At 71.4% G+C, this 22,889-nt stretch carries 18 protein-coding genes and 1 rRNA gene; 11 read left to right on the top strand and 8 right to left on the bottom strand.

Annotated features, from left to right (window positions below):
* Positions 1-161: 161 nt before the first annotated feature.
* Positions 162-278, top strand: a 5S ribosomal RNA gene (gene rrf / locus ABZ887_RS15715).
* A 98-nt stretch (positions 279-376) separates the two neighbouring features.
* Here the strand turns inward: rrf and ABZ887_RS15710 are convergent.
* From ABZ887_RS15710 to ABZ887_RS15690, 5 genes are read right to left on the bottom strand one after another with little or no spacing between them, the layout of a single operon-like run.
* On the bottom strand, positions 377-1,687 hold the full coding sequence (locus ABZ887_RS15710) for a DUF58 domain-containing protein (protein WP_361288652.1): 1,311 nt from the start codon (positions 1,685-1,687) through the stop codon (positions 377-379).
* The gene (locus ABZ887_RS15705) at positions 1,687-2,676 is read right to left on the bottom strand and encodes a MoxR family ATPase (protein ID WP_361288649.1); all 990 of its coding nucleotides are present in this window, start codon (positions 2,674-2,676) and stop codon (positions 1,687-1,689) included. The genes ABZ887_RS15710 and ABZ887_RS15705 overlap by 1 nt, the downstream gene beginning before the upstream one ends.
* Positions 2,676-3,884 (bottom strand): DUF4350 domain-containing protein, encoded by a 1,209-nt coding sequence (locus ABZ887_RS15700; protein ID WP_361288646.1) that lies wholly within the window; start codon positions 3,882-3,884, stop codon positions 2,676-2,678. The genes ABZ887_RS15705 and ABZ887_RS15700 overlap by 1 nt, the downstream gene beginning before the upstream one ends.
* Positions 3,881-4,666 carry a DUF4129 domain-containing protein gene (locus ABZ887_RS15695; RefSeq protein ID WP_361288643.1) on the bottom strand — a complete coding sequence of 262 codons (786 nt, stop codon included), beginning with the start codon at positions 4,664-4,666 and terminating at the stop codon, positions 3,881-3,883. The genes ABZ887_RS15700 and ABZ887_RS15695 overlap by 4 nt, the downstream gene beginning before the upstream one ends.
* 4 nt (positions 4,667-4,670) lie before the next feature.
* Positions 4,671-6,056, bottom strand: coding sequence for a hypothetical protein (locus tag ABZ887_RS15690; RefSeq protein ID WP_361288640.1), 1,386 nt, complete (start codon positions 6,054-6,056; stop codon positions 4,671-4,673).
* A gap of 140 nt (positions 6,057-6,196) precedes the next feature.
* On the opposite strand from ABZ887_RS15690, the gene mtnA reads away from it, so the two are divergent.
* From mtnA to ABZ887_RS15655, 7 genes are all read left to right on the top strand, one after another.
* Positions 6,197-7,339, top strand: coding sequence for an S-methyl-5-thioribose-1-phosphate isomerase (gene mtnA / locus ABZ887_RS15685; RefSeq protein ID WP_361288636.1), 1,143 nt, complete (start codon positions 6,197-6,199; stop codon positions 7,337-7,339).
* Positions 7,340-7,343: 4 nt separating this feature from the next.
* Positions 7,344-8,033, top strand: a complete 690-nt coding sequence (gene mtrA, locus ABZ887_RS15680; RefSeq protein WP_015659998.1) for a two-component system response regulator MtrA — start codon at positions 7,344-7,346, stop codon at positions 8,031-8,033.
* A gap of 1 nt (position 8,034) precedes the next feature.
* Positions 8,035-10,074, top strand: coding sequence for an MtrAB system histidine kinase MtrB (gene mtrB / locus ABZ887_RS15675; protein WP_361288632.1), 2,040 nt, complete (start codon positions 8,035-8,037; stop codon positions 10,072-10,074).
* Entirely contained in the window at positions 10,064-11,902 is a 1,839-nt protein-coding gene (locus ABZ887_RS15670) for an LpqB family beta-propeller domain-containing protein (RefSeq protein WP_361288629.1), read from the top strand. Before mtrB ends, ABZ887_RS15670 begins: the two co-directional genes overlap by 11 nt.
* Positions 11,903-12,174: 272 nt before the next feature.
* Positions 12,175-13,071 (top strand): phosphoribosyltransferase family protein, encoded by an 897-nt coding sequence (locus ABZ887_RS15665; protein WP_361288626.1) that lies wholly within the window; start codon positions 12,175-12,177, stop codon positions 13,069-13,071.
* Between the two features lie 281 nt (positions 13,072-13,352).
* Positions 13,353-14,078, top strand: a complete 726-nt coding sequence (gene raiA, locus ABZ887_RS15660; protein ID WP_361288623.1) for a ribosome-associated translation inhibitor RaiA — start codon at positions 13,353-13,355, stop codon at positions 14,076-14,078.
* Positions 14,079-14,285: 207 nt separating this feature from the next.
* Entirely contained in the window at positions 14,286-15,035 is a 750-nt protein-coding gene (locus tag ABZ887_RS15655; protein ID WP_361288620.1) for a response regulator transcription factor, read from the top strand.
* Positions 15,036-15,056: 21 nt separating this feature from the next.
* On the opposite strand, the gene ABZ887_RS15650 is transcribed toward ABZ887_RS15655, so the two are convergent.
* Both ABZ887_RS15650 and ABZ887_RS15645 read right to left on the bottom strand, forming a co-directional pair.
* Positions 15,057-16,274 (bottom strand): crosslink repair DNA glycosylase YcaQ family protein, encoded by a 1,218-nt coding sequence (locus ABZ887_RS15650; protein WP_361288617.1) that lies wholly within the window; start codon positions 16,272-16,274, stop codon positions 15,057-15,059.
* Between the two features lie 58 nt (positions 16,275-16,332).
* Positions 16,333-16,908 carry a GNAT family N-acetyltransferase gene (locus ABZ887_RS15645; RefSeq protein ID WP_361288614.1) on the bottom strand — a complete coding sequence of 192 codons (576 nt, stop codon included), beginning with the start codon at positions 16,906-16,908 and terminating at the stop codon, positions 16,333-16,335.
* A 346-nt stretch (positions 16,909-17,254) separates the two neighbouring features.
* Here ABZ887_RS15645 and secA point away from each other — a divergent pair, with 346 nt between their 5' ends.
* Positions 17,255-20,089 carry a preprotein translocase subunit SecA gene (secA, locus tag ABZ887_RS15640; protein WP_361288611.1) on the top strand — a complete coding sequence of 945 codons (2,835 nt, stop codon included), beginning with the start codon at positions 17,255-17,257 and terminating at the stop codon, positions 20,087-20,089.
* A gap of 370 nt (positions 20,090-20,459) precedes the next feature.
* On the opposite strand, the gene ABZ887_RS15635 is transcribed toward secA, so the two are convergent.
* On the bottom strand, positions 20,460-20,921 hold the full coding sequence (locus ABZ887_RS15635) for an Rv3235 family protein (protein ID WP_361288607.1): 462 nt from the start codon (positions 20,919-20,921) through the stop codon (positions 20,460-20,462).
* A gap of 334 nt (positions 20,922-21,255) precedes the next feature.
* Here ABZ887_RS15635 and ABZ887_RS15630 point away from each other — a divergent pair, with 334 nt between their 5' ends.
* Entirely contained in the window at positions 21,256-21,771 is a 516-nt protein-coding gene (locus ABZ887_RS15630) for a hypothetical protein (RefSeq protein ID WP_361288604.1), read from the top strand.
* Positions 21,772-21,880: 109 nt separating this feature from the next.
* Positions 21,881-22,546: an HAD family hydrolase gene (locus ABZ887_RS15625; RefSeq protein ID WP_361288601.1), complete on the top strand. Its 666-nt coding sequence runs from the start codon at positions 21,881-21,883 to the stop codon at positions 22,544-22,546.
* Positions 22,547-22,889: the final 343 nt, after the last annotated feature.

Raw genomic sequence — 22,889 nt, 5'->3', positions numbered from 1 at the left:
GTTGATAGGCCGGATCTGGAAGCCCAGTAATGGGTGGAGGTGACCGGTACTAATAGGCCGAGGGCTTGTCCTCAGTTGCTCGCGTCCACTGTGTTGGTTCTGAAACCACGAACAGCCCCGCTGTAGTCACAGCAGCGGTCTGGTTGTCTGTTTCATAGTGTTTCGGTGGTCATAGCGTGAGGGAAACGCCCGGTTACATTCCGAACCCGGAAGCTAAGCCTTACAGCGCCGATGGTACTGCAGGGGGGACCCTGTGGGAGAGTAGGACACCGCCGAACAAATATTGGGAAAGAGCCCCACACCTCACGGTGTGGGGCTCTTTTGCGTTTAAGGACTGGCTCCCTCTTCCCCTCCGAGTGAGAAGACGGCAAGGGGATCAGAGCCGGCCCGCCGCTTTCAAAGCCAGGTACGCATCCGCCAATGCGGGAGCGAGATCATCAGGCGTCGCGTCCACGACAGTCACGCCGTGCCGGCGGAGTTGCTCCGCGGTCCTATGGCGTTCGCTCTGGGCCTGTGCGGCCGCCGCCGCCTCGTACACCGCGTCGGCGTTTCCACGAGCCGTCGCCATGCGGGCGACATGCGGATCGGCCACTGAAGCGAGCAGAACCGTGTGGCGTTGGGTCAGCTGGGAGAGTACGGGCAGCAAGCCCTGCTCGACCGGGGCCGTGTCGAGTGTCGTGAGCAGGACGATCAGGGAACGGCGTGGGGCCGTACGCAGCGCGGTGGCGGTGAGCCCGCGGGCGTCCGTTTCGACGAGCTCCGGCTCCAGCGTGGCCATGGCGTTGACCAGGGACGGGAGGACGTCACCTGCGGCGCGGCCCTGGACGAGGGCGCGGACCCGGCGGTCGTAGGCGAGGAGATCCACGCGGTCGCCCGCGCGGGACGCGAGGGCCGCGAGGAGGAGTGCCGCGTTCATGGAGGCGTCCAGGCGGGGGGCGTCGCCGACTCGGCCGGCGGAGGTACGGCCGGTGTCGAGGACGAGGAGGATGTGCCGGTCGCGTTCGGGACGCCAGGTGCGTACCGCGACCGCCGACTGGCGTGCTGTGGCCCGCCAGTCGATGGAACGGGTGTCGTCGCCGGGCACGTACTCGCGCAGGCTGTCGAATTCAGTGCCCTCGCCGCGGGTCAGAACGCTGGTGCGGCCGTCGAGTTCACGCAATCGGGCGAGTTTCGACGGCAGGTGCTTGCGGCTGGTGAAGGGGGGCAGAACCCGTACAGTCCAGGGCACTTTGTGGCCGCCCTGGCGGGAGAACAGGCCGAGGGGGCCGTAGGAGCGGATGGTGACGCGGTCCGCCTGGCGGTCGCCGCGGCGGGTGGGGCGCAGGCGGGTCGTGACGCGTCGGCGTTCGCCAGGGGGGACGTCCAGGCGGTGGCGTGAGGCCTCGACCTCCGTGCCCGGCTGCCAACTGCTCGGCGGCCAGCCGTCCCTGAGGCGGGCGCGGAGCGGGCGCCGGGACGGGTTGGTCACGGTCAGGGTGACGTCCGCGGTCTCGCCCAGGCGGGCGGACGTGTCGCCGGTGCGGGTCAGCACGAGGCGCCGTACCGGGGCCGCCAGGGCGAAGTCGCAGGCACAGGCCAGTGCCAGTGGGCCGTCGACGGCGAGGACGCCCGTCCAGCTCGGTCCCCAGATGCCGATGGGGATCGATCCGATGGCCGCGACGAGGGCGGCGCGTCCGGTGAGGGGCATCAGCGGGGAACCGGGACGTGGGCGAGGATCGCGTTGATGACGGAGTCGGCGGTCACGCCCTCCATCTCGGCCTCGGGGCGGAGTTGGACGCGGTGGCGGAGGGTGGGCAGGGCGAGGGCCTTGACGTCGTCGGGGATGACGTAGTCGCGGCCGGTCAGCCAGGCCCAGGCACGCGAGGTGGCCAGGAGGGCGGTGGCGCCGCGCGGGGAGACTCCGAGGGTGAGGGACGGGGACTCGCGGGTGGCGCGGCAGATGTCTACCACGTAGCCGGTGATCTCGGGGGAGACGGTCGTCTTGGCGACCGCCGCGCGGGCGGCTTCGAGGTCGGCAGGGCCTGCGACGGGGCGTACACCGGCGGCGCGCAGGTCGCGCGGGTTGAAGCCCTCGGCGTGCCGGGTGATGACGGCGATCTCGTCCTGGCGGGAGGGGAGAGGGATCGTCAGTTTGAGGAGGAAGCGGTCGAGTTGGGCTTCGGGGAGGGGGTAGGTGCCCTCGTACTCGACGGGGTTCTGGGTCGCCGCGACCAGGAACGGGTCGGGGAGCGGACGTGGGGTGCCGTCGACGGTGACCTGGCGTTCCTCCATGGCTTCGAGGAGGGACGACTGGGTCTTGGGCGGGGTGCGGTTGATCTCGTCCGCGAGGAGGAGGTTGGTGAAGACCGGGCCGGGCTGGAAGGAGAACTCGGCGGTGCGGGTGTCGTAGACGAGGGACCCCGTGACGTCGCTCGGCATGAGGTCGGGGGTGAACTGGACGCGCTTGGTGTCCAGTTCGAGTGCGGATGCGAGGGCGCGGACGAGCAACGTTTTGGCGACTCCGGGGACTCCTTCAAGGAGAACGTGTCCGCGGCAGAGGAGAGCGACGACGAGGCCGGTCACGGCGGGGTCCTGGCCGACCACGGCTTTGGCGATCTCCGCGCGCAGGGCCTCCAGGGAGGCCCGGGCGTCGGCCGGGTTCCCGGTGTTCCCGGCGTTGTCAGTGGTCGGGTCCATCATGGACGGCGTACCTCTCTTTCGAGGGCGTCGAGCTGGTCGGTGAGGGCGATGAGGGCCGCGTCGTCGCCGGGCGGCGGTCCGAAGAGCAGGGAGTGCAGGGCCTGTCCGTCGCCGTGGAGGTGGGCGGACAGGGCGGGGAGCAGGGCCTCGGGCGCGTGTGCCTGGGAGACGGGGACGCCGACGAGGGGGGCGAGGCGGGTGCGAGCGGTGGAGCGAAGAGCGGCGGCCGCGCGGTCGCGGGCGTTGGCCTTGCGGTAGAGGCGGGCGCGGCCTTCGACGGTTTCGGAGGCGCGGATCGCCACGGGGAGTTTCTCGGGCACGAGGGGGCCCAGTCGGCGTGCCCGCCAGAAGGCGGCGAGGGCTGCGGCGATGAAGAGCTGCAGTGTGCCCCAGAGCCAGCCGGACGGGAGCAGGTCGAACAGGGATTTCTGGTCGCCGGTACCGGTGGCCGTGGCGTCGGAGAGCGAGGGGAGGTACCAGACCAGATGGGGGCGGGAGCCGAGGAGTTGGAGGGCGAGCGAGGCGTTGCCCTGCTTGTCCAGGCGGTCGTTGAGCAGGATGTCGGGCGCGCCGAGGACGACGGTGTCGCCGCTTCCGGAGGCCGCCGGGATGCGGAGCAGGGTGGCCAGGCGCTGGCTGGGGTAGCAGGTGTTGGCGTCGAGGTGGGTGGTGGTGTAGCGGATGCCACCGGTGTCGGCGCTGCCCGCTCGCCGGGCCGCGGCCAGGTTGCAGTGGGGGTCGAGTGTGGACCTGATGCTGGTGGCGGGGTCGGCGGTGACGCCGGGGGCGAGCCGTTCGACGGACGAGCTGCCGGCGGCGACCAGGACGGTGCGGCCGCCCGACCGGGCCGTCGACGCCTGCAGCTGGGACTGCTGATGCGGGGTCAGCAGGTCCGGGACGGCGACGAGCAGGGTGGTGTCGCGGCCGGCCGCGGCGCGTGCCTCGGCGAGGGTGGTGACCACGCGGGTGTCCACGCCCCGGTCGGCGAGGAGTTCGGCGACGGCGCGGCTGCCGTAGGGGTCGGCGGAGCGCGGGTCGAGGTCGCCGTGCCTGCTGTCGGAGCGGATGACGGCGATGGCGACGGCCCCGGCGAGGACGAGCACGACGGCGAGGACGATGCCGCGGGTGCGGGTCCACACCTGGCGGGTGGTCGGCGCGGTGGAGGTGGAGGTGGCGGAGGGCGGGAGGGCTACGCCGGTGGTCATTCGGCGGCTCCCTGGCGGCTGTGGTGGGCCGTGCTGTGGGCGCTGCTGGCGAGGACCGGCTTGGTGCGCTCCAGGTCGCGGTCGAGGTCGGCGATCCGGTCGTACGAGGCCTGGGTCGCCCTGCGGCCGCCGTACGTCACGTCGTCGAACTCCCGGGCGGCGGCGCGCAGCCGGTCGGTGTGGGCGGGCAGGGTGCGGCCGGCTTCGGCGGCGGCCTCGTCTGCGGTGCGGCCGGGGCGGACGTCGAGCAGGGCGCGTTCCTCCAGGGCGCGGACGACGGCACGCATGCGTTCCTGGAGGGCCTGGTTCCAGTGGCCCTGGGCTGCGTGTGCCTCGGCTGCTGCGCGGTGTTCCGCGGCGCTGCGGGGGCGGTCGTCGAACAGGGCGGCGGTGGAGGCGGGTTGGCGGCGGGGGCTGCCCAGGCGCCACCACAGGGCGCCCAGGACGGCGATGGCGGCCAGGACCACGACGACCAGGCCCAGTGCGCCGCCGGGCGTCGCGGACGCGGCGGCGGCGAGCAGCCGGTCGACCCAGTCCAGGACGGCGTTCAGGGCGCGCTGGAACAGCCCGGGGTCGTTCTCGTGGTACATCCGCTTGGACAGTTCACGCCGTGCCGCCTCCCGCGCGGGGTCGCGTGGGAGGGTCACGGGCGGTTGGTCGCCCGAGCCGGCCAGCGACAGCAGGGTGGTGTCCCGGGCTCGCAGCAGGCCTCGTACGGCCTCGTCGGCGGCGCCTGGCAGGGCTGCGGGCACCGCTGTGAGGAATCCCCCCGTCGGGCTCACCGCATCAGCTCCCCGGGACGGTGCCGGGGGTGCCGGCGCCGTAGTTCTCGACACCGGCGGCGCGGGCCAGTTCGAGGTCGAGGGCCTCGCGGCGGATGCGCTGGTCGATGTAGAGGAGCACGGTGACGCCCGCGTTGATCGGGAAGGTGAGCATGGAGCCGATCACCGAGCCGATCCCGGTGATGATGAGGAACGTCCAGCCGTAGTCGGCGTTGGTGTTCTCGAGGAAGCCGGTCAGGCCGTGGCCGCCGACGTAGGCCCCGACCAGGGTGAAGGGGACCACGGCGAGCGACGAGACGATGTTGGCGATGATCGAGGCGAGGAACTGGATGCCGAAGACCCGCCACCAGGAGCCGCGGACGAGCTTGGTGGAGCGGCCCAGCGACTTGGTGATGCTCTGCTTCTCCAGCATCAGGGCGGGCGAGGCCAGGGAGAACCGGACCATCAGCCAGACGGTGACGACGACACCGGCGAGGATGCCGACGATGAGCAGGGCGGCGATGGCGCCTGCGGGGCCGCCGGCGATCGCGACGACGATGCCGGGCAGTGCGCCGACGAGCAGGATGCCGACCGCGATCAGCCCGGTCAGGAGGATGAGGCCGAACAGCTTGAGGACCTGCGGGCGGGCGTCGCGCCAGGCCTCGCCGATGGTGACGGACTTGCCGAGCACGGCGCGGCTGGTGACGGTCGTCAGCAGGGCTGTCGCGATGATGGTGCCGACCAGGGTGATCAGCAGGACGGCGCCCGAGCTGAGCATGACTTCGCCCGCGGCGCGGCTGATCTCGGTGAGGGAGGCGCTGGGGTCGTTGAGGGCGTCGGTGGTCTCGGTGTCGTTCAGGACGAGGCCCTGGAGGAGGATCACCGCGACCTCGGTGACGACGGCGACCGTCAGCGAGATGCCGAGGACCGTGCGCCAGTAGGTGCGCATGGTGGAGACGGCGCCGTCGAGGATCTCGCCGACGCCGAGCGGGCGGAGCGGGATCACGCCGGGCTTGGCGGCGGGCGGGGGGCCGCCCCAGCCGCCGCCCCAGGCTCCGTATCCGCCGGGCGGGCCGTATCCGCCGGGGCCTCCGTAGCCGCCGGGTCCGCCGGGGCCCCCGTAGCCTCCGTAACCGCCGCCGGGGGGCCGGCCGCCCCAGCCGGGGCCGGGGGGCGGGGGCGGGGGTGCCTGGCCGGGTGCCGGGGCGCCGGTGGGCGTGGACCACTGGCCGGGCGGCGGCTGCTCCTTGGACCACTGCGAGCCGGGGCCCTGTGGATCCTGACCCGGCTGATCGGCGGGCTGTTCGGCAGGGCCTGCGGGGACGGGGCGGTCGGCAGGGGCGGACGCGCCGGGTTCCCGCCCGTCGGACGGGGCGGATCCGGGCGAGGCCCAGCCCGGAGTGTCGTTCATCGAAGCTCCTTCACGGTGCCCGTCCGCGGTCGCGGCGGCAGGTTGGCTGCCATCGTGCCATGGGGTGGGCGCCCAGTGACCGGCCGCGGTGGAGGCTGCGCACCTTCAATTGTCCGCCGGATACCGGGCAGACTGACCGCATGGCTGATCAGTACGCGCAAACCGGCGAGGACAAGCGGCCGACGGGAATGCCGGTGATCCGGTGGGAGGAGCCGCCCGAAGGTCCTGTCGTGGTCCTTCTCGACCAGACCAGACTGCCGACCGAGGAGGTCGGGCGGGTGTGCACGGACGCGCCCGCGCTGGTGGAGGCGATCCGTTCGCTCGCGGTGCGCGGTGCGCCGCTGCTCGGGATAGCGGGGGCGTACGGGGTCGCGCTCGCCGCCGCGCGGGGCTTCGACGTGGACGAGGCAGCGGTGGCGCTGTCGGGTGCCCGGCCGACGGCGGTGAATCTGTCCGTCGGGGTGCGCAGGGCGGTGTCGGCGTACCGGTCCGCTCTGGCCGGGGGCGGTGACACCGGGGCGGCGGCCGTGGCGGCGCTGGCTGCCGCGAGGGCGCTGCACCGGGAGGATGCCGAGGCCAGCGCCCGGATGGCCGTGCACGGGCTGGCGCTGCTGGACGAGTTGCTGCCCGGTGGCGGGCACCGGATCCTGACCCACTGCAACACCGGTTCGCTGGTGTCGGGAGGGGAGGGCACGGCGTTCGCGGTGGCGCTCCAGGCCCATCGGGCGGGGCGGTTGCGACGGCTCTGGGTGGACGAAACGCGTCCGTTGCTGCAAGGTGCTCGCCTGACGGCATACGAGGCGGCCCGCAGCGGCATGGCGTACACCTTGCTCACCGACAACGCGGCCGGTTCGCTGTTCGCGGCGGGGGAGGTGGACGCGGTGCTGATCGGAGCGGACCGGATCGCGGCCGACGGATCGGTGGCGAACAAGGTGGGGAGCTATCCGCTCGCGGTGCTCGCGCGGTACCACCACGTTCCGTTCATCGTGGTGGCGCCGGTGACGACGGTGGATCCGGAGACACCGGACGGGGCGGCCATCGAGGTGGAACAGCGCCCCGGATACGAGGTGACCGAGGTCACAGCACCGCAGGTGCCGGTGACGGGAGCGGGAGGCGGGATGCCGGTGGCACCCCTGGGGACCCAGGCGTACAACCCGGCGTTCGACGTGACGCCGCCCGAGTTGGTGACGGCGATCGTCACCGAGGAAGGCGCCGTTTCGCCCGTGACGGCTGAGGCACTTGCCGAGCTGTGTGCCAGGTCACGCCAGGTAACGATTAGCTAATGGGATGATGTCGTTTATGAAGGGACGAGTCCTTGTCGTCGACGACGACACCGCACTGGCCGAGATGCTCGGCATCGTGCTGCGTGGTGAAGGTTTTGAGCCGTCTTTCGTAGCCGACGGTGACAAGGCGCTGGCCGCTTTCCGTGAGACCAAGCCCGACCTGGTGCTCCTGGACCTGATGCTGCCCGGTCGGGACGGTATCGAGGTGTGCCGTCTGATCAGGGCGGAGTCCGGGGTGCCGATCGTGATGCTCACGGCGAAGAGCGACACCGTCGACGTGGTCGTGGGCCTGGAGTCGGGCGCGGACGACTACATCGTGAAGCCGTTCAAGCCGAAGGAGCTGGTGGCCCGGATCCGGGCCAGGCTGCGGAGGTCGGAAGAGCCGGCGCCGGAGCAGCTCGCCATAGGTGACCTGGTCATCGACGTGGCCGGGCACTCGGTGAAGCGGGACGGGCAGTCGATCGCACTGACCCCGCTGGAGTTCGACCTGCTGGTCGCGCTCGCCCGCAAACCGTGGCAGGTGTTCACGCGTGAGGTGCTCCTCGAGCAGGTCTGGGGCTACCGGCACGCGGCGGACACCCGTCTCGTCAACGTTCATGTCCAGCGGCTGCGCTCCAAGGTCGAGAAGGACCCGGAGCGGCCGGAGATCGTGGTGACCGTCCGTGGTGTCGGATACAAGGCGGGACCGAGCTGACATGTCCGGGGACAGTGCCGCTTCGGCCCCCGGCCGGTCCGGGGACCGTCCGGAGCGGCCTGTCGGCGGGAAACGGCTCGCGAAGCGCTGGCGGCTGCTCTTCGAGGGCGGGCTGCTCCAGGGCGGGGTCCAGGGCAGCCCGGTGCTGCGCCTGTTCATGCGCTGGGTACGGCGGCCGTTGCTGCCGGTCATGCGGCTGTGGCGGCGCAACATCCAGCTCAAGGTCGTCGTCACGACCCTGCTGATGTCGCTGGGTGTCGTACTGCTGCTCGGCTTCGTCGTCATCGGGCAGGTGCGCAACGGCCTGCTGGACGCCAAGGTGAAGGCCTCGCAGAGCCAGGCCACCGGCGGTTTCGCGGTGGCCAAGCAGAAGGCCGACGAGGCCGCGACCGGTACCGGTGACACCACCGCGTCGGTGGACGGCCGGCAGTCGCAGAACCTCACCTCCTGGATGAGCGACCTCGTGGAGTCCCTGTCCAGCGGTGGCCAGGGCGCCTTCGACGTGGTGACGCTGCCCGCGGGCGACAACAACGGCGGCGGCGGTCGCGGGCCGCGCGCCTCCGGGCAGGTCGACCCGACGGCCAGCGTGCCCGCCGACCTGCGGACGCGGATCAACGACAACACGACCGCCGCGCAGAGCTACACGCGGATCATCTACACGGACGACAAGGAGTCGCAGCCTGCCCTGGTCATCGGCAAGCAGGTCAGCGACCCGAACAACGACCCGTACGAGCTGTACTACCTCTTCCCGCTCACCCAGGAGGAGAAGTCCCTCAGTTTGGTGAAGGGCACGCTGGCGACCGCCGGGCTGTTCGTCGTCGTGCTCCTCGGAGCCATCGCCTGGCTCGTGGTGCGCCAGGTCGTCACGCCCGTGCGGATGGCGGCCGGGATCGCCGAGCGGTTGTCGGCGGGGCGTCTCCAGGAGCGGATGAAGGTCACCGGCGAGGACGACATCGCGCGGCTCGGCGAGGCCTTCAACAAGATGGCGCAGAACCTCCAGCTGAAGATCCAGCAGCTGGAGGACCTGTCGCGGATGCAGCGCCGGTTCGTGTCCGACGTCTCGCACGAGCTGCGGACGCCGTTGACGACCGTCCGGATGGCCGCCGACGTCATCCACGAGGCGCGCGAGGACTTCGACCCGGTGACCGCGCGGTCCGCGGAGCTCCTCGCCGACCAGGTGGACCGGTTCGAGTCGCTCCTCTCCGACCTGCTGGAGATCAGCCGCTTCGACGCGGGCGCGGCGGCGCTGGAGGCCGAGCCGATAGACCTCAGGGAGGTCGTACGGCGGGTGGTCAGCGGGGCCGAGCCGCTCGCGGAGCGCAGGGGCACGCACATACGCGTGGTCGGCGACCTGCAGCCCGTGGTCGCCGAGGCGGACGCCCGGCGGGTGGAGCGGGTGCTGCGCAACCTCGTCGTCAACGCCGTGGAGCACGGTGAGGGCAAGGACGTCGTCGTCAAGCTGGCGGCGGCCGGCGGCGCCGTCGCGGTCGCGGTGCGCGACTACGGCATCGGGCTCAAGCCGGGCGAGGCGACCCGGGTCTTCAGCCGCTTCTGGCGGGCGGACCCGGCACGCGCGCGTACTACCGGCGGCACGGGCCTGGGGCTGTCGATCGCCCTGGAGGACGCGCGGCTGCACGGCGGCTGGCTGCAGGCGTGGGGAGAGCCGGGCGGCGGCTCGCAGTTCCGGCTGACGCTCCCCAGGACGGCGGACGAGCCGCTGCGGGGCTCGCCGATACCCCTGGAGCCCAAGGACTCACGGCGCAACCGGGGGCTCGACGAGGCTGGTCTGCCGGGCGGCGAGGACAAGCGGGCGACGGTCCCGGTGCAGCCCGGCGGGCAGGCGTCGGCGCTCGCGCCGATGCCGCAGCGGTTGGCCGGCGTGGCGCCCACCGCCGACCCGACCGCGCTGCCCGGCAACGGCGCGCGCGTGGTGCCGCGCCCGGCCCAGGGCGCACGGCGTCAGGAGGGCACGCCCGAGACCGGTCAGGCCGGCGGGGCGGACGAGTCGAACAAGCCAGGGGAGGCATTTCGTGGGCGCTGACCGCGAGGGGAGCGCCCGGCGCGGGCCGGCGCGCGCGGTGGCGTACGCCGCCTGTGGGGCCGTACTGCTGGCGGGCTGTGCCTCGATGCCTGACAGCGGCGACCTGCGGGACGTCGAGTCCACGCCGCGCCAGGACACCCAGGTCCGGGTCTTCGCGATACCGCCGCAGCAGGACGCCTCGTCCACGGAGATCGTGCAGGGCTTCCTGGAGGCCCTGACCAGTGACGATCCGAACTACGACACGGCGCGCAAGTATCTGACCCAAGCCGCCGCGAAGACCTGGCAGCCGGAGTTGCAGGCCACGGTGCTGGCGAACGGGCCGAGCATCCAGTCGGACCCGCGTCCGGCGACCCGGGAGGGCACCGGCAGCATCACCTACACCCTCCAGGGCAGCCGGGTGGCCACCGTCGACGAGGAGCAGGCGTACGCGCCCGCGGGCGGGGCGTACCGCAGGGCGGTGCATCTGACCAAGGACGCCAAGAGCGGGCAGTGGCGGATCGACTCGCTGCCCCAGGGTGTCGTGATGGGCAAGTCCGACTTCCAGCGCAACTACACGTCCGTCGACAAGTACTACTTCGCCTCGGACACGTCGGCCGAGGAGACCGGGCAGCCGGTGGCGGTCGCCGATCCCGTCTTCGTGCGCAGCAGCGTGGACCCGACGACCCAGCTGGTGCGTTCGCTGCTCAACGGTCCCACCACCTGGCTCGGCCCGGTGGTGCGGTCGAGTTTCCCGACCGGTACGACGCTGAAGAAGGGCGTGTCCGGGCTGGCCCCGGACGACCAGAACCGGGTCACGGTGCCGCTGAACGTGAAGGCGTCCCGGATCGGGTCGGCCCTGTGCAGCGAGATGGCGACCCAGTTGCTCTTCACGCTGCGGAATCTGACGCCCACCGTGGAATCGGTCGCCCTGCAGTCCGTCAGCGGCTCCCACATGTGTGACGCCGACGAGGAGGAGGCCGAGGCCACCGCGTGGCGCGCCTCCGCCAAGCACCCCGAGTACCTGTACTTCCTCGACGGCAAGCACCGGCTGGTGCGGATGACGACCGGCGGCACGGGTACCAGCGCGGTCGCGGTACCCGGCCCGTTCGGCGCGGGCACCAAGCCGCTGCGGTCGGTGGCGGTCGCCCGTGACGAGCGGACCGCGGCCGGGGTCAGCAGCGACGGCAGGTCGATGTACGTCACCTCGCTCGCGTCGGCCGGTTCACTGGGCGATGCCGTGCTGACCAGTCACGGTGCGACCGAGGACGACCGCCTGACGGCGCCGAGCTGGGACGCCCGCGGCGACCTGTGGGTGGCCGACCGGAACCCGGCGAAGCCGCAGCTGTACATGCTGGCGCAGGGCGTGGGCCAGCCGCTGGCCGTGCAGATCCCCGAACTGAACGGCCGTATCGAGGACGTGCGGGTCGCCGCGGACGGGGTGCGCATCGCGCTGGTCGTCGAGAAGGACGGCAAGCAGTCGCTGCTCGTCGGGCGGATCGAACGCACCAAGTCCGATGACCAGCAGGAGGTTTCGGTCCTCGAACTGCGCTCCGCCACCCCCGGCTCCGAGGAGGTCACCGCGATGTCCTGGGCCGGGGACAGCCGGCTCGTGGTGGTCGGGCGTGAGCAGGGCGGTGTGCAGCAGACGCGGTACGTCCAGGTCGACGGCTCCACACCGGACGGGGCGGCGCCCGCGGCCCTCACGGGCGTCCTGGCGATCGCGGCGTCCGAGGACGACCGGGTGCCGCTGGTGGCCGACTCGCAGGACGACGGGATCGTCCGGCTGCCGTCCGGGGACCAGTGGCAGAAGGTGGTCAAGGACGGGTCGGCGCCGGTCTATCCGGGCTGAGTCCCAGCCGTGCGTGAACGGCCGTCCCGGTCCGGCGTCGAGCCGACGGGACGGCCGTTTTGCGTTGCCGGGTGCCAGCCGGGTGCGGGATGGGTGCGGAGGCTGTTGTGTGCCTCGGGCGACTGTTCTCGGGTACAGCACCGGCTTACAAGGCTCACAACCTGGGGCCCTTCACCCGTGTGGGTGACGTGCTGTGCGTGGCGCGTGGAGTTGTCCACAGGCGGTTGTCCACAGGGGTGGCCGGCCCGGCCCGTCATTGGCACAGTGGGCACATGCGGGGGTGGTGGCAGGATCTCACCGACCTGGTGCTACCGGCCGAGTGCGGAGGCTGTGGGACGCCTCGCACGGTGCTTTGTGCCGAGTGCCGTGCCGCCCTGAGCGGGGCCGTACCGCGCCGGGTGCGACCGGTGCCGGAGCCGCCCGGGCTGCCGGCGGTGTACGCGGCGGCGCCTTATGCGGACGAGGTACGGGCGGCCCTTCTCGCCCACAAGGAGCGCGGTGCGCTGGCGCTCGCCGGAGCGCTGGGCGCGGCGGTGGCGGGCGCGGTGCGGGCCGGGCTCCGGGACGGCCGGAGCGTGCGGGTCGTCGCCTCGTGGCGCGGTACGGCGGGTGAGGTCGGCGCCTCCGGACCCGTGCTGCTCGTCCCGGTGCCGTCGGCGCCGTGGGCCGTGCGGGCGCGGGGGCACGACCCGGTGCGGCGGATCGCTCTCGCGGCGGCCGCGGAGCTGCGGCGTGCCGGGGGCTCGGTCCGGGTGGCCCCGGTGCTGCGGCAGCGGCGGGCCGTGGCCGACCAGACGGGGCTCAACTCCCGGCAGCGGTTCGCGAATCTCGCGGGTGCGCTGGAGGTGACCGCGGGCGGTGCCGGGCTGCTCGCCGGGGGCCGTGTCGTCCTCGTCGACGACCTCGTCACGACGGGCGCCACCCTGGCGGAGGCGGCGCGTGCGGTACGGGAGGCCGTGGGGGCCGAAGGGGCAGGAGAGGTGACAACGGCCGTGTATCGGCGCGCGGCTTGGGAAGGAAGGGAGGAACGGCAGGCCGGGTCACGGGAAGAGCGGGCGAAGTGGATGCGGGATGCACCGGGAATGGCCGAGGCGAACGGCCTCGCGGGGCTGGTCCGTGCGGCCGTGGTCGCGGCCACACCGGATTCTTTCGAAATCAACCGGAACTGACCGTGAACGTACATCGTTGCAGGTAGTGACTGGGTCAATTCACCTGAATGGAGGTACGCATCAGTAGAGGGTGACGACATCCGTCCGGGCGAGATATGTTCGGTTGTGAGGGAGAAAGCCGCAGGCCATGTCTCCCCTATCCGAATGCCGTGCCGCGGGTTTTCCGTAATCATCGCGGTGCTGGGGTGCAGATCTTGCCCATGGGGGAGGAGGAGGTGAAGTCGCCGAGTCCGAGGCTCCGGGGTTCACCGGAGCTGGGTGCAAAAGGGAGATGCTCCGCAGTGCAGCGGAGTGATCCGGGAACGGAGTTCTGCGTGGACATCGTCGTCAAGGGCCGCAAGACCGAGGTGCCCGAGCGGTTCCGCAAGCACGTGGCCGAGAAGCTGAAGCTGGAGAAGATCCAGAAGCTCGACGGCAAGGTGATCAGCCTCGACGTCGAGGTGTCCAAGGAGCCCAACCCCCGACAGGCCGACCGTTGCGACCGAGTGGAGATCACGCTCCGCTCCCGCGGTCCGGTGATCCGGGCGGAGGCAGCGGCCAGTGACCCGTACGCGGCACTCGACCTGGCGGCGGAGAAGCTGGACGCGCGGCTGCGCAAGCAGCACGACAAGCGGTACTCGCGCCGTGGCGCACGGCGGATCTCGGCCGCCGAGGTCCCCGACCACGTCCCGGGCGCGGCGACCCTCAACGGGAACGGCACCCCCGTCCACGACGAGGAGCCCGACGGTGTGCCCACCAAGAAGATGGGCTCGCTGGAAGTGAAGGGCGAAGGCCCCCTCGTCGTCCGCGAGAAGACCCACGTCGCCTCCCCGATGAGCCTCGACCAGGCCCTCTACGAGATGGAACTGGTCGGCCACGACTTCTACCTGTTCGTCGACTCCGAGACCAAGGAGCCGAGTGTCGTCTACCGGCGGCACGCGTACGACTACGGCGTTATCCACCTCAGCACGGACCCGATGGTCGCCCAGGCGCAACCTCCCGCGGCAGGAGGCACGCTGGGCGGCTGACCCGCCCGGCCGGCAGCTGAGCCGGTGCCCCTGGAAGCGCCGTGCGCCCCCAGGGGCACCGGTGTGCAACCACTTCGCGCCCCGCTCTGTCACCGCGTTGTCGCCCGGACATGGAATCATGGCCGCAACGGTCCAACCGGTGGGCCGTTGCCTTGGGTTGGCGGGATGGCACAGCACCACAGGCCACAGCCTTCAGGGGGAGGAACGATGGCGGACAGCTTCGGACCGATGCAGGACGGCGATGCCGGCAGCGGCGTTGTCGGCATGGACCCGGACGCGGGCGGTACTCCACGCAAGGAACCGATCAGAGTCCTTGTCGTCGACGACCATGCCCTCTTCCGCCGCGGCCTTGAGATCGTGCTCGCCGCCGAGGAGGACATCCAGGTCGTCGGGGAGGCGGGCGACGGCGCGGAGGCCGTCGACAAGGCCGCGGACCTGCTGCCGGACATCGTGCTGATGGACGTCCGGATGCCCAAGCGCGGTGGCATCGAGGCCTGCACCTCCATCAAGGAGGTCGCTCCCAGCGCGAAGATCATCATGCTGACGATCAGCGACGAAGAGGCCGATCTCTACGACGCGATCAAGGCGGGCGCGACCGGATACCTCCTCAAGGAGATCTCCACCGACGAGGTGGCCACCGCCATTCGCGCGGTGGCCGACGGGCAGTCGCAGATCAGCCCGTCCATGGCGTCGAAACTCCTCACCGAGTTCAAGTCGATGATCCAGCGCACCGACGAGCGCCGGCTGGTGCCCGCGCCGCGGCTCACCGACCGTGAACTCGAAGTGCTCAAGCTGGTCGCCACGGGGATGAACAACCGCGACATCGCGAAGGAGTTGTTCATCTCCGAGAACACCGTGAAGAACCATGTGCGCAACATCCTGGAGAAGCTGCAACTGCACTCCAGGATGGAGGCCGTGGTCTACGCGATGCGGGAGAAGATCCTCGAAATCCGCTGAGGCCGCCGGCGCGGGCGCCGGTCAGCGCAGCGCGGCGATCAGGGCGCGGGTCACTTCCTTGAGGAGCGGCTCGCGCAGCTCGGGGGCCTCCACGCGCTCCACGCGCACCGTCGTGCAGTCCACCCAGCTCGCGGCCTCGACCAGCGCCTCCGCCACCGCCGGGACCGCCTTCGGGCCGTCCAGCGTGACCTGGCGGGCCACCAGGATGCTGCCCGCCTCGCGCGCCGGGTCCACCCGGCCCACGAGCCGGCCGCCGGCCAGCACCGGCATCGCGTAGTAGCCGTACACCCGCTTCGGCTTCGGGACGTACGCCTCCAGACGGTGGGTGAAGCCGAAGATCCGCTCGGTGCGTGCCCGGTCCCAGATGAGGGAGTCGAACGGGGAGAGCAGGGTCGTCCGGTGCCGGCCGCGCGGGGGCGTGGCCAGGGCCTCCGGGTCCGCCCAGGCGGGCTTCGCCCAGCCCTCCACCTCCACCGGGACCAGACCCGAGTCGGCGATCACCGCGTCGACCTGCTCGCCCTTGAGCCGGTGGTAGTCGGCGATGTCCGCGCGCGTACCGATGCCCAGCGACTGCCCGGCCAGCCGGACCAGCCGGCGCAGGCACTCGGCGTCGTCCAGCTCGTCGTGGAGCAGCTCGGCCGGGACCGCGCGCTCGGCCAGGTCGTACACCCGCTTCCAGCCGCGCCGCTCGACGCACACCACCTCGCCGTACATCAGCGCGCGCTCCACGGCGACCTTGGTGCCGGACCAGTCCCACCACTCGCTGGTCTTCTTCGCGCCGCCCAGCTCCGTCGCGGTCAGCGGGCCTTCGGTTCGCAGCTGCTTGACGACCTGGGCGTAGACACCGTCGGGAAGATCGTGGTTCCAGTGCGGCCGGTCACGGTAGGCGCGGCGGCGGAAGGCGAAGTGCGGCCACTCCTCGATGGGGAGGATGCAGGCCGCGTGCGACCAGTACTCGAAGGCGTGCGGTCGTGTCGGAGACGCGCCCAGAGATCCTGCCTGCCAGTAGGCGTTCTCGACCGTCCGGCGGCCGACGCGGCCGAGGCGGGCGTACGGAATGAGCTCGTGGGAGCGGGCGAGGACCGAGATGGTGTCGAGCTGGACCGCGCCGAGGTGGCGGAGCACGCCCCGCACGCCGGAGCGGCGGTCGGGGGCACCGAGGAAGCCCTGTGCCTTGAGCGCGATACGGCGGGCTTCGTCCGCCGAGAGAGCGGCGGCGGGGCGCGGGAGGGTCGTCATGGGTCGGACGATAGAGGGTGGCACTGACAGCCCGGCACGAGCTGCGGATTCCGGGGTTTCAGCCCTGCACGGGGGCCGGCAGGTAGGGCGCCGCCGACGGCAGGCCCAGGTCCGACGGGAGCAGGGAGCCCACCCAGCAGTCGCGTCGTACGCCCTTGTTGTTGAGGGAGGAGCGGAGGGTGCCCTCGACGGTGAAGCCGGTGCGTTCCGCGACCGCGCGGGAGGCGTGGTTGCCGACCTCGGCACGCCATTCGACCCGGTCGATCGCCATCCGGGTGAACGCCCAGCGGGCGGCCGCGAGGGTGGCCTCGGCGGTGTAGCCGTGGCCGCGGTGCTCCTTGGCGGTCCAGAAACCCACCTCGGCCGTCCCCAGGGAGCGCATGGTCAGGGCGAGCATCCCGGCCAGCCCTCCCGTCGGCAGGAAGACGCCGAAGGTGAACATCGAGCCCTCGGACCAGCCGTCGGGGACCATCTGCTCCGTGAAGCTCCGGGCGTGCTCGGCGAGGTAGGGCGAGGGAATCGTCGTCCAGCGCTGGATGTCGGGATCCTGGACGGCCGCGTACACCGCGTCGGTGTCCTGCGGGCCGACCGCGCGCAGCAGCAGACGAGGGGTGGTGAGCGTGACGGGTTCCATCGGCTGATTCTGCTCGCCAGGGCATCCGCTACGCCATCGGTTTCGCCGTCCGTGAGCGCGTGATCACAATTCGCGCAATTCCTCGCCCCCGCGCGGCACCATCCGCGGGCCCCGGCCGTTGTCCCTAATGAAGCGGCAAAACCCGCGACAGCGCCCGGCACCACCCATCAGTCCCCTGGAACAGTGACACGAAGCGGGCTCACAGGGCCCTCGGGAAAGCGACGGAGGGCCGTTGGGCCGCCCGGGCCTCCCGACGTGGCCGGGTCCTCGCATACGATGGCCGTTGCTCAGTACGTCAAATGGAAACCGACCCTCCCAGGCCCGACCGGCAAGGAGACAAACCCCCGTGTCCGTCCTCTCGAAGATCATGCGTGCAGGCGAAGGCAAGATCCTGCGCAAGCTGCACCGCATCGCGGACCAGGTCAACTCCATCGAAGAGGACTTCGTCGACCTCTCCGACGCCGAGCTGCGGGCCCTCACCGATGAGTACAAGCAGCGCTACGCCGACGGCGAGAGCCTCGACGACCTGCTTCCCGAGGCGTTCGCGACCGTCCGCGAGGCGGCCAAGCGCGCCCTCGGCCAGCGTCACTACGACGTGCAGATCATGGGTGGCGCGGCCCTCCACCTCGGCTACGTGGCCGAGATGAAGACCGGTGAGGGCAAGACCCTCGTCGGCACCCTGCCCGCCTACCTCAACGCACTGTCGGGCAAGGGCGTCCACCTCATCACGGTCAACGACTACCTGGCCGAGCGCGACTCCGAGATGATGGGCCGCGTCCACAAGTTCCTGGGCCTCACCGTCGGCTGCATCCTCGCCAACATGACGCCGGCCCAGCGCCGCGAGCAGTACGCGTGCGACATCACGTACGGCACGAACAACGAGTTCGGCTTCGACTATCTGCGCGACAACATGGCGTGGGCGCAGGACGAGCTCGTCCAGCGCGGCCACAACTTCGCGATCGTCGACGAGGTCGACTCCATCCTGGTCGACGAGGCCCGTACGCCGCTGATCATCTCCGGTCCGGCCGACCAGGCCACCAAGTGGTACGGCGACTTCGCCAAGCTGGTCCTGCGCCTGAAGAAGGGCGAGGCCGGCAACCCGCTCAAGGGCATCGAGGAGACCGGCGACTACGAGGTCGACGAGAAGAAGCGCACGGTCGCCATCCACGAGTCCGGTGTCTCCAAGGTCGAGGACTGGCTGGGCATCGACAACCTCTACGAGTCGGTGAACACGCCTCTGGTGGGCTACCTGAACAACGCCATCAAGGCGAAGGAGCTCTTCAAGAAGGACAAGGACTACGTCGTCATGGACGGCGAAGTCATGATCGTCGACGAGCACACCGGCCGTATCCTCGCCGGCCGCCGCTACAACGAGGGCATGCACCAGGCGATCGAGGCGAAGGAAGGGGTGGACATCAAGGACGAGAACCAGACCCTCGCCACGATCACCCTCCAGAACTTCTTCCGCCTCTACAAGCGTCACGACCACGACGACAAGGAACAGCCGGGCCTGTCCGGCATGACCGGTACGGCCATGACCGAGGCCGCCGAGTTCCACCAGATCTACAAGCTCGGCGTGGTCCCGATCCCGACGAACAGGCCGATGGTCCGCAAGGACCAGTCGGACCTGATCTACCGCACCGAGGTCGCCAAGTTCGAGGCGGTCGTCGACGACATCGCGGAGAAGCACGAGAAGGGCCAGCCGATCCTGGTCGGCACGACCTCCGTCGAGAAGTCGGAGTACCTCTCGCAGCAGCTCTCCAAGCGTGGCATCCAGCACGAGGTGCTCAACGCGAAGCACCACGAGCGTGAGGCGTCGATCGTTGCCCAGGCCGGCCGCAAGGGTGCCGTGACGGTGGCCACCAACATGGCCGGCCGTGGTACCGACATCAAGCTCGGCGGCAACCCCGAGGACCTCGCCGAGGCGGAGCTGCGCCAGCGCGGCCTCGACCCCGAGGAGCACATCGAGGAGTGGGCGGCCGCGCTGCCCGCGGCCCTGGAGAAGGCCGAGCGGGCCGTCAAGGCCGAGTTCGACGAGGTCAAGGAGCTCGGCGGCCTCTACGTCCTCGGCACCGAGCGGCACGAGTCGCGCCGCATCGACAACCAGCTGCGCGGCCGTTCCGGCCGTCAGGGCGACCCCGGCGAGTCCCGCTTCTACCTCTCCCTCGGCGACGACCTGATGCGCCTGTTCAAGGCCCAGATGGTCGAGCGCGTGATGTCCATGGCGAACGTGCCGGACGACGTGCCGATCGAGAACAAGATGGTCACCCGCGCGATCGCGTCCGCGCAGTCGCAGGTCGAGCAGCAGAACTTCGAGACCCGTAAGAACGTCCTCAAGTACGACGAGGTGCTGAACCGGCAGCGCGAGGTCATCTACGGCGAGCGCCGCCGCGTCCTGGAGGGCGAGGACCTGCAGGAGCAGATCCAGCACTTCACGGACGACACGATCGACGCGTACGTCGGCGCGGAGACCGCCGAGGGCTTCCCGGAGGACTGGGACCTCGACCGCCTGTGGGGCGCCTTCAAGCAGCTCTACCCGGTGAAGGTCACCGTCGACGAGCTGGAGGAGGCGGCCGGCGACCGTGCGGGCCTGACCGCCGAGTACATCTCCGAGTCCATCAAGGACGACATCCACGAGCAGTACGAGTCGCGCGAGACGCAGCTCGGCTCCGAGATCATGCGTGAGCTGGAGCGCCGGGTCGTGCTGTCCGTCCTGGACCGCAAGTGGCGCGAGCACCTCTACGAGATGGACTACCTCCAGGAGGGCATCGGCCTGCGCGCGATGGCCCAGAAGGACCCGCTGGTCGAGTACCAGCGCGAGGGCTTCGACATGTTCACCGCGATGATGGACGGCATCAAGGAGGAGTCCGTCGGCTACCTGTTCAACCTGGAGGTCCAGGTCGAGCAGCAGGTCGAGGAGGTCCCGGTCGAGGCCGCGGAGGGCGTCCAGGACGCGGTTCCGGCCCAGGCGGGTTCCCGTCCCGAGATCCGCGCCAAGGGCCTGGAGGCACCGCAGCGGCGGGGCATGCACTTCTCCGCGGCCACCGTGGACGGCGAGGGCGGCATCGTCGAGGGCGACTTCGACTACGACGACGAGGAGCCGGCCCGCTCCGAGGCCGACGGCCTGACCCGCGCCGAGCGCCGCAAGCAGGCGAAGGGCATCCGCCGCCGCAGGAAGTAACCCCAGCACCAGCGCTACGCGAGGGCCGGTCACCCGAGAGGGAGGCCGGCCCTTCGGCGTGGGACGGGCGGGCACCTGCGCGGCTCGAACTTCAGGCTTCGGGCGTCAGGCTTCGGGCCTCGGAACCCGGCCCTTGAGCGTCGCGTCTCCGGCCTCGGATCACAGGCGCCGGGCGCCGGGTGGCCGGTCTCGGATCACGGGCGCCGGGCGTCCGGTCTCGGCCACGGATCGCGGATCTCGGATCTCGGGGCGCGGGCCGCGGATCGCGGATCTCGGGGCTAGGGCCTCAGCCCTCGGCCCTCGGCCCTCGGCCCCCCGGATCCCGGACAGGGGCCCGGGCCCTCTGGCCCCCTGGCCCTCCGCCCGGCCGTCAGGTGTCGTGCGGCGCGCGTGGGCCGCCCATCTCCACCGCCGTGCAGCGCCAGCGCAGGTCCGCGCCCTGTTCCAGGCGGAAGGCCATCGCGCGCAGCCGGTCGCCCGCGGCGATGCGGGCGAAGACCTCCAGGGCGCCGGCGCGCGGTACGTAGTAGCCGATGTCGCGGATGACGGGGTCGGTGCCGCGGGTGCGCAGGGGGCCGCGGTCGGCGAGCCGGGCCAGGTCGTCGTAGGCATGTCCCGCGGTGTGCCGGAGCATCCAGTGGACGGGGCGGCGGCCGCTCAGGACGGCCAGCAGACGCTCCGCGAAGAGGTCGGTGGGGCGGGGGCTCGGCGGGGCCGCCGGGGGCGTGAGCGGCCGGCGGGAGGAGGGGGCGCCGGGGCGGCGGGAGTCGCGGCGGCCGGGCGGCCGGGTGCCCGGGCGGAGCTGGGCGGTCCTGGTCATGACCTTGTTCATGGGGATCCCCGTTCGGCGGGCCCGGCGGGTACCGGGCGGTAACTTTCGGTTACGGATCTTGTACGGGGCGGGGTCGACGACAGCAAGGCGGCGGTGGCCCGTGTCGGGGGCCGGGAATGTTCACCTATCCGAGTGGTCGAGGGCGCGGGAAACCCCGTGGCCGGGCGGCGGTACCGGGTGAATCACGAGGCGCCGGGTGGACGCCCCCGACGTCACCGCCCGGGACCCGAAAGGGGACGCCCGCACGTATCCTGTAGGCCCTCCGGGAGGCACCAGAACCTTCGGGAGGCGCAGAGTCGAGCAGTCGAAGAGTCCCGGAAGAGAGCGGCCAGTCATGCGCGTCTACGTCCCCCTGACCCTCCCCGGGCTTGCCGAGGCGCACAGGACGGGCGAGCTGGGGACCGGTCCTTTCCTCGCCTACGCCGTCACGCCCGCGCTGCGCGAGTGGTACCTCTCCGACGACATAGAGGAACTGGAGTACGCCGCCCTCAACCGGGCCGCGCTGGCCTCCCTGCGGCTGCTCGCCGCTGACTCCGGAGCGATGCGGCGCCGGGTCGTGGTCGCCGTGGACGTCCCCGACGGTACGGCGGCGGCCGACCCGGACCGCGGGCTCGACCCGGCGGCGCTGGGCGAGGTCCGGGTCACCGGGACGGTGGCGCTGGCCAGGGCGGCCTCGGTGCACGTCGACTCCGACGACGCGGAGGAGGACGTGACGGCGGCGGCCGGGGCCCTCAAGGCGGCGGACGGCGGGGACGACGACGCGCAGTTCGTCGTGGACGGGGCCGAGGACCACGAACTGCTCTGGTACGCGACGCAGGAGATCCCGAGCCTGGTGGAGTTCGGCGGCTGAGCGGGGCGGACGGGGTCCGCGGGGCCGGCGGGGACCGGCCGGGCCTCTGCGACCTGCGGTGATGCACCGGAGGTCTTGACTGTCAGTGGCGGCGGGTAGCGTTTTTGGCATGGGGAAGCACGGAAGCGCACACATCGTCTGGGACTGGAACGGGACGCTGTTCCACGACAACGACGCGATCATCGGGGCGACGAACGCGGCCTCGGCAGAGCTGGGCCTGGCACCGATAACGCTGGAGCAGTACCGGGCGCTGTACTGCGTGCCCGTGCCGAAGTTCTACCAGCGGCTGATGGGACGGCTCCCGACGGAGGCCGAGTGGGAGGTCATGGACGAGATCTTCCACCGGTACTACGCCGAGCACCGGGGCCGCTGCGCGCTGGCCGACGGGGCGACGGAGCTGCTGGCCGGGTGGCGTTCGGCGGGGCGCAGCCAGTCACTGCTGAGCATGTACGCGCATGACGAACTGGTTCCGCTGGTGCGGGGCTTCGGGATCGAGCCGCACTTCCTCCGGGTGGAGGGGCGGGTCGGGCCGTCGGGGGGCAGCAAGGCCGAGCACATGGTGCGGCATCTGCGGCAGCTGGCGGATGTGGAGCCCGGGCGGACCGTGGTGATCGGGGACGCGGCGGACGACGCGGTGGCGGCGGGGGCGGTGGGGGCGAAGGCGGTGCTGTACACCGGGGGGTCGCACGGGAGGGCGAGCCTGGAGGAGGTCGGGGTGCCGGTCGTGGACTCGCTGGCGGAGGCGGTCGAGGAGGCGGAGCGGCTGGTGGCGTGAGCGGGTGCCGGTGGGCTGAGGCCGGGGGGCGCTTACCGGCGCTGGCAGGGTGCCGCTGTCACCACGCATCCCTAGCCCCATGTCGGCCAGGCCAGCGCAGCGTCTCTGTGCAGAACGTCAAAGTTCCACCCCTTGTTTTGTACACATACGGCTCATGACGACCCCCCGGTGGGGAGCGATAGCCTTGGTGGCGTGATCAGCGCGATAGTTCGCGGGGGCCTCGGTGCCTCTGCCCTGCGCCCGGTTTGCACGGAGCACCTCCGTGACCGGGCGGCGGTCGCTGGTCTTCCCGGGCGGAGGGCGCCGAAGGCGGCCCAGGCAGGGACGCTGCCGAGAGCAGCGT

Origin of the sequence: Streptomyces sp. NPDC047061 (genome assembly GCF_040643955.1) — a bacterium.
In the GTDB taxonomy this organism is placed as follows: Bacteria; Actinomycetota; Actinomycetes; order Streptomycetales; family Streptomycetaceae; genus Streptomyces.
The sequence above is the reverse complement of the archived record's forward strand: the minus strand, read 5'-3'. Positions and strand labels throughout refer to the sequence as shown.